Below are 12,708 nucleotides of genomic sequence, written 5' to 3' on the forward strand. Positions count from 1 at the left end.
TTTGCCATCAAATAGCCTGTTACGAACAGGACCAAAAGCTTATATCAATGGGAAAAATTATAGCATTAGCTAACCAAAAAGGTGGTGTAGGTAAAACAACTACGACGATTAACTTAGCAGCTTCTCTAGCTACATTAGAGAAGACAGTACTTGTTGTTGATGCAGATCCTCAGGCAAATGCCTCTAGTGGACTAGGTGTCGACATCAAAGAAGTAGACTGTTCGCTTTACGAATGTATTATTGACCATGCAGATGTTCACGAAGCCATTTATACTACCGATATAGACGGACTTGATATCATTCCAAGTCATATTGCTCTTGTTGGTGCAGAAATTGAAATGCTTAATATTGAAGACCGCGAAAAAGTTATTCGTAAATTACTCGCCCCTATCCGCGATGAATACGACTATATACTAATTGATTGTTCACCATCATTAGGTTTGATTACCGTAAACTGTCTGACAGCAGCAGACTCCGTCATCATTCCGGTACAGTGCGAATACTTTGCACTTGAGGGTATCAGTAAATTGCTCAATACCATCAAAATCATTAAGAGCAAATTAAATCCGAAATTAGAAATAGAAGGATTTCTGCTAACCATGTACGATAGTCGACTTCGTTTGGCTAATCAAATTTATGATGAGGTAAAACGCCATTTCCAAGAATTAGTATTTAAGAGTGTCATTCAGCGTAATGTAAAGCTCAGTGAAAGTCCAAGTCATGGTCTTCCTGTTATTTTATACGACGCAGATTCTACTGGTAGCAAAAACCATCTTGCACTGGCTAAAGAAATCATCAACAAGAATTCTAATTGGAAATAATTCAATCTCAATTTTCTTTTAAAATAATGGCAGTTCATAAGAAATATAATACGACAGCTAAAAATAATGCTTTAGGAAGGGGACTTGATGCCCTAATTTCTACCGAAAACGTAAGAACTCAAGGTAGTTCTACGATTAATGAAATTCCAATCGAACAAATCGAGAATAACCCTAACCAACCTCGACGCGAATTTGACCAGGATGCATTGATCGAATTAGCTGATAGTATTAAAGCCATTGGAATTATCCAACCGATTACATTACGCCAAGTAGCAGAAAACCGCTTTCAAATTATAGCAGGAGAACGCCGTTGGAGAGCTTCACAGCTTGCTGGCCTAAAGGCCATTCCAGCTTACATTCGCACGATTAGCGATGAAGGTGTAATGGAAATGGCACTTGTAGAGAACATTCAGCGTGAAGATTTAAACTCTATCGAGATAGCATTAGCATACGAGCACCTATTGGAGAATAGCAATATGACCCAAGAGAAAGTTGCAGAGCGTGTTGGCAAAAGCCGAGCAGCTATTGCAAATTATCTGCGTTTACTGAAACTTCCTGCACAGGTACAGATGGCGCTACAGAAAAAAGAAATCGACATGGGACATGCTCGTGCTCTTTTGGCTTTAGAGAGTCCATCTCTTCAGATTAAACTGTTTAAAGAAATCCAAAAAAACGGTTACTCTGTACGCAAGGTTGAGGAACTCGTTCAGCAACTAAAAAGCGGTGAAGATATAGAAAGTGGCAAAAAAAAGATTGTCAGCAAGACTCAGTTGCCTGAAGAATTCATAATGCTAAAGAAAAGATTATCAAGCTTTTTAAATGCAAAAGTCAATATGACCTGTAATGCTAAAGGAAAAGGTAAAATTAGCATACCATTTGAAAGTGAAGATGACTTGGAACGTCTGATGAACGTTTTTGACAAACTCAAAGAGAATTAATTCTGTGAAGAAATTATCACATATCATTGCATTCGTATCTCTGTGTCTTTTCCCGTTTGTAGGAAATGCTCAAGATATCAAGGTAGAATCAGTAGATCCTATCCTGGAAGATACTGCTATGATTCCAGCAAATTCTATCCTAACCCATAAGGATAGTCTTGAATTGCAAAATCTAGAAAAAAAATCCAAAAACAAACGTGATTGGAATACTTGGAAGCCAGATGTAAAACGCGCACTTTGGCTTTCTATCGTTTTGCCAGGTGCAGGACAAATATATAACCGTAAATATTGGAAATTACCCATATTTTATGGTGGCGTAGTTGGCTGTATATATGCCATGTCATGGAATGGCCAAATGTACGATGATTATAGTAAAGCTTACATGGATATTATGGATTCTGATCCTAATACAGAAAGCTATAATCAATTTTTGCATCTTGGTGTAACTATAGACGACAACAACAAAACGCAATATCAAGAATTGTTTCGTAAACGAAAAGATCGTTATCGTAGATGGAGAGATATGAGCACATTCGTACTTATAGGAGTCTATGCTTTATCTATTATTGATGCATACGTAGACGCTTCTTTATCTGACTTTGATATCTCTAAAGATCTTAGTTTACACATTCAGCCTACTGTTATTAACAACTCATTATACAGAAATCCATTTCAAAGTTCTGGATTTGGATTTTCATGTTCACTTAATTTTTAAACATTAATATTTAAAATAAGAAGAAGAGAAATAAGAATGAAAAGATTAGCTTTATTTATGGTCATCCTTTTAGTAGGTAGTAGCTGCGTGATGTATGCTCAGACCGAAAATCAAAATAAACAATACATTACCGTTACTAATCAAAACGGTGACGAAGAAGATATAGACCTGCCAGAGGGCATGGATTTAGCTTTGGATAGCCTTATACACGTTTATAATGTAAAGACCTATTTAAAGCCAGATACATCTTGTCAAATGAAAAACTATAACCCATCATTTCCGCAAGAAGTATTTATCGATAGGTTGAAAAAAATGCCAACCATTATTGAGATGCCATATAACAACGTAGTACAGAAATTCATCGATAAATATAGTAACGATCTACGTAAAAGCGTAAGCTATATGTTAGGAGCATCCAACTTCTACATTCCTATTTTCGAAGAAGCTCTCGAAGCATACAATCTACCTTTGGAATTAAAATATCTTCCTGTAATCGAATCAGCTCTTAATCCTAATGCAGTGTCAAGAGTTGGAGCAACTGGCTTATGGCAATTCATGATAGGGACAGGTAAACGATATGGCTTGGAAATTAACTCTCTGATTGATGAACGACGTGACCCTGTTAAAGCATCGTATGCTGCAGCTCATTATCTGAGTGATCTCTATAAAATCTTTGATGATTGGAATCTAGTTATTGCTGCCTATAACTGTGGACCTGACAAAATCAACAAGGCCATCCACCGCAGTGGAAAAGCTGATTATTGGAGCATTTACCCATATTTACCTAAAGAAACAAGAGGTTATGTTCCTGCATTCATTGCTGCCAACTATATCATGAACTATTACTGCGACCATAACATCTGTCCAATGTTAACAGATCTACCTGTTAAGACAGATACCGTAGTCGTAAATCAAAATGTACATTTCGAGCAGATTTCAAATGTTCTCGGTATCGATGAAGATCAATTACGCTCACTTAATCCACAATATCGAAAAGATGTTATTAATGGCTATTCTGAGCCTATGTCTATTCGACTACCAAGCAATCTTATTGGAACATTTATCGACAAACAGGACTCTATCTTTGCATATAAAGCAGATGAACTTTTCCTCAAACGCGATATAGTAGATATAAAGGACAAAGAAGAAGCCACTACAAATCGAACTAGAAATCATTATTCATCAAATAAAAGAATGTCGCATCGTTCTTCTAGAAAATCTGAAAAAAAGAGCAAGAAGAATAGAAGCAAAAATGTAACTATCAAAAATGGTGATACCCTTTCCGAAATAGCAGAACGTAATGGAACTACCGTCAAAAAATTGAAAAAACTAAATGGAATAAGCGGTAATAGCATTCGAGCAGGAAAGAAAATAAGAGTAAAATAATATCTAACTAACCAAGAAGCATTTACAGGAGGGACCAAGATATGGATGAGCAGAAATTATCAGAACAAGAAAGAGAAGCTGCTGATGATAAGATGATCAACGATGCCTTTCAACGATTATTAAACAATTATCTAGCATCTCGTCACCGTAAGAAAGTAGAAGTAATAACAAAAGCTTTCAATTTTGCACGTCAAGCACATAAGGGAGTCAGAAGACTTTCTGGGGAGCCTTATATTATGCATCCTATCGCTGTTGCCCAAATTGCTTGTGAAGAAATGGGATTAGGCTCTACAAGTATCTCGGCAGCTCTTCTTCACGATGTTGTTGAGGATACAGATTACACCGTAGAGGATATGGAAAATATCTTTGGTCCTAAAATAGCCATGATTGTAGATGGACTTACTAAAATCAGCGGTGGTATTTTTGGAGATAAAGCTTCTGCTCAGGCTGAGAATTTCAAGAAGTTACTGCTTACTATGAGTAGTGACATTCGTGTGATTTTAATCAAAATCTGTGATCGTCTTCACAATATGCGCACTCTGGAATCTCAACCCGCTAACAAGCAATATAAGATTGCAGGTGAAACGCTTTATATTTATGCCCCTTTGGCTAATCGACTTGGTCTCAACAAGATTAAGACAGAATTGGAAGACCTAAGCTTCCGATACGACCATCCCCAAGAATATGCCAATATCGAAAAGAAGCTAGCTGACACCGAAAAACAACGTGATTTTCTGTTTAAGTGTTTCACAGACCCTATCCGCACCGAACTCGACCAAATGGGTATAAAATACTCCATCAAAGAGCGCGTCAAGAGTCCTTATTCCATTTGGAATAAGATGCAAAACAAGCATATCAGTTTCGACGAAATATATGACATTTTAGCAGTTCGTGTAATCTTCGAGCCTAATAAAAGAACTGAAGAAATAAACGAATGTTTCAACATATATGTAGCCCTAACTAAGATTTATAAGAGCCATCCCGACCGCCTTCGCGATTGGCTTAACCATCCAAAAGCCAACGGCTATCAAGCTCTACATTGTACCTTAATGAGCAAACAGGGTCGATGGATAGAAGTACAGATACGAAGTGACCGCATGGATGAAGTGGCAGAGCAAGGTTTGGCTGCTCACTGGAAATATAAAGAGGGAGAAGAATATTCTGAAGACGAGAGCGAGTTAAACGACTGGCTCCATACGATTCGCGAAATACTCGATAATCCACAGCCTGATGCTATGGATTTTCTCGACTCTATCAAACTCAACCTTTTTGCTTCTGAAATATTTGTATTTACTCCAAAAGGTGAAATCAAAACAATGCCTGCAGGTTGTACAGCACTCGATTTTGCCTTCTCGATTCACACAGACTTAGGAAGTCACTGTATTGGAGCTAAGGTAAACCATAAGTTGGTACCATTAAGTCATAAATTGAATAGCGGTGATCAAGTTGAAATTCTCACAAGTAACAGCCAGCACGTACAACCTTCATGGATTAACTTTGTAACAACAGCTAAAGCACGTACCAAGATTGCATCTATTCTTCGTCACGAAAACAAAGAAATCGAGAAAAAAGGAGAACAGGTTCTTAATGACTGGATAAAAAAAGAAAACTTAGAATTAAGCAGTTCTATTCTCGACACGCTTCTCGATTTACACGAAATACAAAAGCCTGAAGCATTCTTCCTGGCTTTAGGGAATCATACCATCATTCTCGGTCAAGAAGATAGTAAGATTTTAAAGAGAAAACCACAAAACGAAGGAAACAACTCTAAAGGCTGGAGGAAATTTGTACCTTTCCTTAAGACAAAAAATAATACCGATACAATAGTCCGCAAAAAGGAACAATTCACTGTTGGAAAGAATTTCAATAAAAAGAAACCAATATATATAAACGAAGACAATATTGAGCAATTTATCACCCCTAGCTGTTGTCATGCTATTCCTGGAGACGACATTCTTGGATATATTGACAATCGCAACCACATTGAAATTCATAAACGCTCATGCCACATAGCTGCAAAACTCAAAGCCAGCTATGGTCCGCGAATCATAGATGCTAAGTGGGACATGCATCGCATTCTCTTCTTTGATGCCACTATCGAAATTAAGGGTATCGACCGTACCGGTATGGTATTAGATGTTGCTCAGGTTATCAGCAACCGATTCGGTGTAAACATTCATCAATTAAACATCAATAGCGACCAAGGGATTTTCGATGGTAAGATAGAACTTCGTGTGCACGACCGTAAAGATGTCAATATACTCATAGATAACTTGAAGAAAATTAATGGTATTCAAGAAGTGCAGCAGATAGAATAAAAAATTATCTAATTTACCTATACAAACAAATGAAAAAAATACTTCTACTAATGGTTGCTACTTTAGCGACCCTACAGCTACATGCAGCAAACAAGTATGACAATCCCGACACACTATTTGTGTCAAGAGACGGAACATGCGAATTCCGAAATATTGATGATGCTATCGAAGTATGTCGCGCATTCATGGATTATCACAAAGTAATTTATGTTAAAAAAGGCACATACAAGGAAAAACTAATTATTCCTTCATGGCTCACAAATATCGAAATTTGTGGTGAAGATGCCGAAAACACGATTATTACTTATGATGACCATGCTAATATTAAGCGTTTAGATACAGGTAAACCAATGGGAACTTTCCGTACCTATACTCTCAAAATAGAAGGCAGTCACATTACATTAAAGAATATAACGATTGAGAATAACTCAGCCCGACTAGGTCAAGCCGTTTCTCTCCATACAGAAGGTGATTATTTGGTATTTACCAATTGTCGTTTCCTCGGTCACCAAGATACTATTTATACTGGTGTTGCAGGAACTAGACTTTATTTTAAAGACTGCTATATAGAAGGTACTACAGACTTTATCTTTGGTCCTAGCACAGCATGGTTCGAGAACTGTACGATTAAAAGCAAGATTAATAGTTATGTTACAGCAGCCTCTACCCCAGCCGATCAGGCTTATGGCTACATCTTTAACCACTGCAAGCTCATAGCTGCAGAAGGAGTAGACCAAGTTTATTTGGGAAGACCATGGAGACCTTATGCATACACTCTATTTATGAATTGCGAATTAGGTAAGCATATTCGTCCTGTTGGCTGGAATAATTGGAGCAACAAAGCCAATGAAACAACAGCACGCTATCAGGAATATAACAATTTTGGTGAAGGAGCAAATCCAAAAGCAAGAGCTACATGGTCTCGCCAACTGACCAAAAAACAAGCTACTGCTATCACATTAGAAAACGTATTCCATCAAGATACCAAGTGGATTCCATGTAAATAATTTTATGATATAAAAACATTAAATGGATTATTCTCATTAGAATAGTCCATTTAATGTTTTTTATACACTTAACCACTCAAAAAAATCAAAAATCAAAGTTATTTATATGTTTTATAGCATTTATCTAAAGAAAAAAGAATCGAATGTGTTAAAATATATAAATTTAAAATGAAAATTATCCCTTATTATAAATATTATAGGTACATTTGCTTAACAAAAATAATCTAATCCAATATAGGACAATCAAAAAAATCCTAGTAAACCTTTGAAATCAGAACTATAATAATTTAATAACAAGAATAACTAAAACAAACGTTTATGTATCTTAACAAAAGAAGAGCCTCTATGGCTTTATGTTTAAGTATTGCAAGCGTTGCTTCTTATGCACAGAGCACACTTAAGGGTACTGTCAAGGATGCACAGGGCGAACCAATGATTGGTGTAACTATCAATATGGACGGTAAACCTGCCGCCATTACTGATATTGATGGTAACTTTTCCATTCCTAATGCAAAGCCTTCCAGCAAAATTACCGTAAGTTACGTGGGTTATAAAAACCAAACCGTAACAGTAGGAAATCAGACCAATTTTGTTTTTACATTAAAAGAAGACAATGAGACTTTAAATGAAGTCGTTGTGGTTGGTTATGGTACCATGAAAAAAAGCGACCTTACAGGTTCCATTTCATCTGTTGGTACAGAGAAATTGAATGCTAAAGGTGCCACTTCAATTATCGAAAACCTTCAAGGAGCAACTCCTGGTGTAAACATCACCCAGAATAGTAGCCGTGCCGGTGGAGGTTTTGATATCGAGATTCGTGGAAAGTCAACTTTAGGTAGTAACAAAACTCCTCTTTATGTTGTAGACGGTATCATTACAGATAACATCGACTTTTTAAATCCTCAAGATATTGAGCGTATTGATATTTTGAAAGATGCTTCTTCCACAGCTATTTATGGATCACGTGCTACTAACGGTGTTGTTATCGTAACAACTAAGGGTGCCCAGAGCGAAGGTGCTAAGAATCTGAAGCCAACTATAAGTTATGAAGGATACTATGGTATAACCAAGACCACACGTATGCCTGATTTCATGTCTGGTTCTGAATTTGCTCAATATCGTATGCTTAGATATGAAAATGCCATGACAGAAAAAGGTGGTACTACCTTAGGTACTTATGGCGCACAAAATTATTGGAGCATCACAGACGGTAATTATAAGACAGCTTTCTTGACCGGACAAACAATGGATGAGTCATATGTAAAGAGTGTTATCGCTAATGGTCAAGAAACCAACTGGAGAGATCTATTCCTCCGTACTGGTGCTCAGCAGAATCACTTCCTATCTGTTAGTGGTGCTAGTGGAAATGTAAGTTATCACTTTGGTGGAGGTTACCAGAATGAAAAGGGTATCTACCAAAAGGATGAAATGGAACGTTTTAATCTAAAGGGTGCTATTGACTCAAAACTTAATAATTGGTTGAGTGCTGGTGTTAATTTCAATGGTGCCTACACGAACAACAACACGATTGCAGACAACGCTATCAGCCAGGCTTTCCGTTTAAATACATTGTGTAGAGCCTACGACGATAATGGTGATATCATCGTAAACCCAGGTATGGCTGCAGCCTTAGGTACAAGTGGTGACCAGTTTACTTCTACAGCAAACCCATTGCTTGACTTAGAGAATACAAATTATAATACCAAGACTTATCAGGTTCTGGCTAACCTCTACTTGCAAATTCACCCGATCAAGGATCTTACATTTAAGACCACATTCTCACCAAGCTACACACACTCTCGCAATGGAAAATATGAAGGTGTTCCTTCTACTGTTAGAGGCACTTCTGAAACTACAGAAAACCACGCATATGCCGAGAATAAGAACAAATTCCAGTGGACATGGGATAATCAAATAGACTACAACCATACATGGGGTGATCATAAAATCGGTGTAATGGGACTATACAGTGCAAGTAAGTTTACACAAGAGACTTACGACGCAAATGTATACAAAGTTCCTGCACAAGAACTTTGGTATAACCTCGGCTCTGCCACTAGTGAAACGGTAGTTCTTCCAACTTCAGGCTATACAGAATGGACCATGCAGTCATTTGCAGCTCGTTTAAACTATAGTTACAAAGACAGATACCTTTTCACAGGTACTATCCGTACTGATGGTTCTTCACGCTTTGCAGACGGTCATCGTTGGGGAACTTTCCCTTCAGCTGCTTTTGGCTGGCGAATTTCAGAAGAGCCTTGGATGAAAAATACCAAAAATTGGTTGCATAACTTGAAATTCCGTTTAAGTTATGGTGTAACAGGTAACAATTATACACAAGGTACTAATTACCCTACCTACGTTGTTGCTTCTGGTGGTTCTGCATTCTATGGATTCTCTGATGGTACAGGTAACAATGTATATTATCCTAGTGCTATCGTCAACAAAAACTTGACATGGGAAAAGACCTCTGAATTTGATGTTGGTTTAGACTTTGGTTTTCTTAATGGTAGAATATCAGGAACCTTAGATTTCTATAACCGTACATCTAAAGATTTGTTGATGAGCCGTCAGTTGGTTTACGAAGCTGGTGGTGCAACCGTAATTGATAACCGTGGTAAAGTTCGAAATACCGGTTTCGAGGCTTCTTTGACAACCGTTAATATTCAGAATAAGGACTGGAACTGGACAACATCATTTAATTTCTCAACCAACAAGAATAAGATTCTAGAGGTGAATGGAGGAAAAGAGAATGATATAGAGAATAGTTTCTTTGTAGGAGAATCAATCAATGCCTTGTATAACTATAGATGGAGTGGCATCGTTAGCGATAAGACGATGACTGTGCCTAACACTCAGATAGCTATAGACAAAGGCTTTACACCGGGACAAAGTGTAGTTAGCCGCGATTACTACTATGCTTGCTATGGCTGGGGTGAAGGTATGCCTATCATTGATGATTTGAATGGTGATGGTGCTATCAGCTCTAAAGATAAGACGATTGTCGGCAAGAGTAATCCGTCATGGACAGGTAGCATTAGTTCTACGTTAAGCTATAAGAACTGGGATTTCTCGTTCTCTATATACACCAAGCAGAACTATCAGGTTTACTCTCCATTCTATAATCAGTATTGTAACTATGGTGACCGTGGTATGCAGCACATCAACATTGACTATTACATCCCTGCAGGAACTTTGCTAAGCTGTGATTTCGATGAAGATGGCAATCGTATCAACGAAGTTTACCAAGAGACAACTCACTATGGTAGTTTCCCATTCCCTACTAATCAAAGTGATACTAATGCAGGAGCTGGTACATATTTAATGGGTAGCAATGCGAAAAGTGGTACATCTTCTATGAGCAGTATGAAGACAGCGAATAGTAGTGGTACACCATATCAGATTGTCGATGCCAGCTATTGGAAAGTTAAAAACATTTCCTTAGGTTATACTTTCCCTAAGAGTGTACTCCAAAAGTCTAAGGTTATCCGCTCTTTACGCCTCTATGTCAATATCACAAACCCATTCGTATGGGGTTCAGATTATAAAGGCTTTGATCCAGAGTGGGCAAGTTCTAGTTTGTCAACAGGTGGCCCTAGTACTGTTACTTACCAGTTTGGTGCAAGTGTTAAATTCTAATCTAATTGAGATAAAGAATCATGAAAAAGAATATATTATTACCTGTTCTCGCGATAGCAGGAGGTTTGATGCTGACAAGTTGTGGCAAAGATTTTCTTGACGCAGAGAACAAATCAAATATTGATGCTGACAAATACTTCTCTACTGCCGATGGTTTTGAGAATTTGGCAACAGCCCCTTATTACAAGCTTCGTGCTATCTTTGATGGCGACCAAAATCTATTCTTAAGTGGTACAGACCTTTACACAGAAGGCCGTTCGGGCTACGCTTCTACAGCTCTGTCCCTTTACAAAGACCTAAGTGATGAGAATAGTGATTGCCAAAGTTTCTACAGCCATTGCTATGATGGTATCCAGCAATGTAACACCGTTCTTAATTATTCGAATGCTGCTGGTACAAATGTAGCTAAGCGATTGGAAGAAGCTAAGGCGCTTAAAGCTTTCTATTACTATTTGTTGTCTCAACAGTTTGGTGGTGTCCCTATTTCTGACAAATATATCGCTAGTATTCAAACCAGCTTTCCTCGTGCAAGCATAGATTCTACTTATCAGTATATTACGGGGTTACTTGAAGAAGTTGAGAAAAACAATATTCTCCCTACAGATGATCACACAGGCAAAGTTTCAATGCGCTTCGTTTACAACCTTTTGGCTAAAACATACTTAGCATGGGGCTGGGACTGTGGTACAACGGCTGATGCTGATGGTTCTAATGTAAAAGTTACCAACAAGAGCTACTTTGAGAAAGCAGCAGCCTATGCTGATAAGGCTATCAACGGGCAGAAGCCAGTAATGACTTTTAGCAACATGTGGAACTTAGCTAATGAAGACAATAATGATATCCTCTTCGCAATCAAGTATACACGTGGCATTACAGGTCAAGATGAAACAACCGATGGTAACCGCCAGGATGCTTACTTCAGTAATTACTACAATGATGATAGCGGTAATGGAGGTAAAGGTTTAACCAAATATACCAACAGTATTTATCCTGCAAGTGAGCGTCTGCTCTATCTCTTTGAACCTGGTGACGAACGTTTTGAAGGTACATTCATGGTTGAACAGAGAATGGAATATAAGAAGTTCTATACTAACAATGCTGCAAATGATACCATTTATGGTTACTATCCAGCATGGTATTCTGACTTGAGCGAGGCTGCTCTTCAAAACTATGTCAACTCAGATGCTACCCATGCACAGGCTAAGGTATATAGTTCTTCTGATCCTTGCGTCTTTATTTCTGCTACAGTTAACAAGAGAACTGGCAAGATCACTTATAAAACAGGTACACAAAGTTATAAGACTAGCCGCACGACCACAGGAACTTCTCTTTGCGTTCGAAAATTTGACGACTACACAGCTACACGTCACGGAACAAGTAAAGTATCATTCCACGATATTGTTTTGGCTCACTTAACCGAAACCTATCTTCTTGGTGCAGAAGCTTACTACATGGCTGGCAATGAGTCTAAGGCTCTTGAATATGTCAATGTGGTACGTGCACGATCTGGTGCTGAAACTCTCAGTAGTTTTGCCTCTTACAAACGTCATTATTCTGATGGTACTACTAATTCTATCAACACTGGTAGTGGTATAGACAATGTGCCTTACGTAACCAATCTAGATCCTGTGGATGTTATCTTGGATGAACGTGCACGTGAACTTTGTGGTGAGTTCTATCGCTGGATTGACCTCCGTCGTACGAAGAGATTGATCAACTACAATGTTGAATACAATGGTTTGGATAAAAATAACTTTGTTGGTTCTGATGGCCAATACAAATGGTATCGTCCATTCCCTGTAGGTGAAATCAATTTGAATGACGCTTTAACTAACGAGGATCAGAACCCTGGTTACAAAGCCGATTAAAAACAAAAAAAATGCC

8 protein-coding genes are annotated in these 12,708 nt (G+C 38.0%); all 8 read left to right on the forward strand.

Translation table 11 applies throughout. The annotated features are described in order from the left end of the window. Window positions 1-47: 47 nt before the first annotated feature. The 8 genes from L6471_RS11460 (at window position 48) to L6471_RS11495 (ending at window position 12,692) form a co-directional block, all read left to right on the forward strand. The gene (locus L6471_RS11460) at window positions 48-821 is read left to right on the forward strand and encodes a ParA family protein (protein WP_006281210.1); all 774 of its coding nucleotides are present in this window, start codon (window positions 48-50) and stop codon (window positions 819-821) included. A 26-nt stretch (window positions 822-847) separates the two neighbouring features. Next, on the forward strand, window positions 848-1,759 hold the full coding sequence (locus L6471_RS11465) for a ParB/RepB/Spo0J family partition protein (protein WP_006281209.1): 912 nt from the start codon (window positions 848-850) through the stop codon (window positions 1,757-1,759). A 4-nt stretch (window positions 1,760-1,763) separates the two neighbouring features. Then, window positions 1,764-2,474, forward strand: coding sequence for a DUF5683 domain-containing protein (locus L6471_RS11470; protein WP_006281208.1), 711 nt, complete (start codon window positions 1,764-1,766; stop codon window positions 2,472-2,474). 36 nt (window positions 2,475-2,510) lie between these two features. Then, window positions 2,511-3,860 (forward strand): lytic transglycosylase domain-containing protein, encoded by a 1,350-nt coding sequence (locus tag L6471_RS11475; protein ID WP_006281207.1) that lies wholly within the window; start codon window positions 2,511-2,513, stop codon window positions 3,858-3,860. A gap of 41 nt (window positions 3,861-3,901) precedes the next feature. Continuing rightward, window positions 3,902-6,178, forward strand: a complete 2,277-nt coding sequence (locus L6471_RS11480; RefSeq protein ID WP_237797366.1) for a RelA/SpoT family protein — start codon at window positions 3,902-3,904, stop codon at window positions 6,176-6,178. A 29-nt stretch (window positions 6,179-6,207) separates the two neighbouring features. Continuing rightward, the gene (locus L6471_RS11485; RefSeq protein ID WP_006281205.1) at window positions 6,208-7,185 is read left to right on the forward strand and encodes a pectinesterase family protein; all 978 of its coding nucleotides are present in this window, start codon (window positions 6,208-6,210) and stop codon (window positions 7,183-7,185) included. Window positions 7,186-7,530: 345 nt separating this feature from the next. Beyond that, entirely contained in the window at window positions 7,531-10,824 is a 3,294-nt protein-coding gene (locus tag L6471_RS11490; RefSeq protein WP_237797367.1) for a SusC/RagA family TonB-linked outer membrane protein, read from the forward strand. Between the two features lie 20 nt (window positions 10,825-10,844). Continuing rightward, window positions 10,845-12,692, forward strand: a complete 1,848-nt coding sequence (locus L6471_RS11495) for a RagB/SusD family nutrient uptake outer membrane protein (protein WP_094448166.1) — start codon at window positions 10,845-10,847, stop codon at window positions 12,690-12,692. Window positions 12,693-12,708 lie beyond the last annotated feature (16 nt).

It is taken from the genome of Segatella bryantii, assembly GCF_022024215.1.
In the GTDB taxonomy this organism is placed as follows: domain Bacteria; phylum Bacteroidota; class Bacteroidia; order Bacteroidales; family Bacteroidaceae; genus Prevotella; species Prevotella bryantii.

Excerpts from the sequence above, each read along its gene's own strand:
- L6471_RS11490 (WP_237797367.1), top strand. The coding sequence starts at position 7,531 with ATGGCTTTATGTTTAAGTATTGCAAGCGTTGCTTCTTATGCACAGAGC.
- L6471_RS11460 (WP_006281210.1), top strand. The coding sequence starts at position 48 with ATGGGAAAAATTATAGCATTAGCTAACCAAAAAGGTGGTGTAGGTAAA.
- L6471_RS11495 (WP_094448166.1), top strand. The coding sequence starts at position 10,845 with ATGAAAAAGAATATATTATTACCTGTTCTCGCGATAGCAGGAGGTTTG.
- L6471_RS11465 (WP_006281209.1), top strand. The coding sequence starts at position 848 with ATGGCAGTTCATAAGAAATATAATACGACAGCTAAAAATAATGCTTTA.
- L6471_RS11480 (WP_237797366.1), top strand. The coding sequence starts at position 3,902 with ATGGATGAGCAGAAATTATCAGAACAAGAAAGAGAAGCTGCTGATGAT.
- L6471_RS11485 (WP_006281205.1), top strand. The coding sequence starts at position 6,208 with ATGAAAAAAATACTTCTACTAATGGTTGCTACTTTAGCGACCCTACAG.
- L6471_RS11475 (WP_006281207.1), top strand. The coding sequence starts at position 2,511 with ATGAAAAGATTAGCTTTATTTATGGTCATCCTTTTAGTAGGTAGTAGC.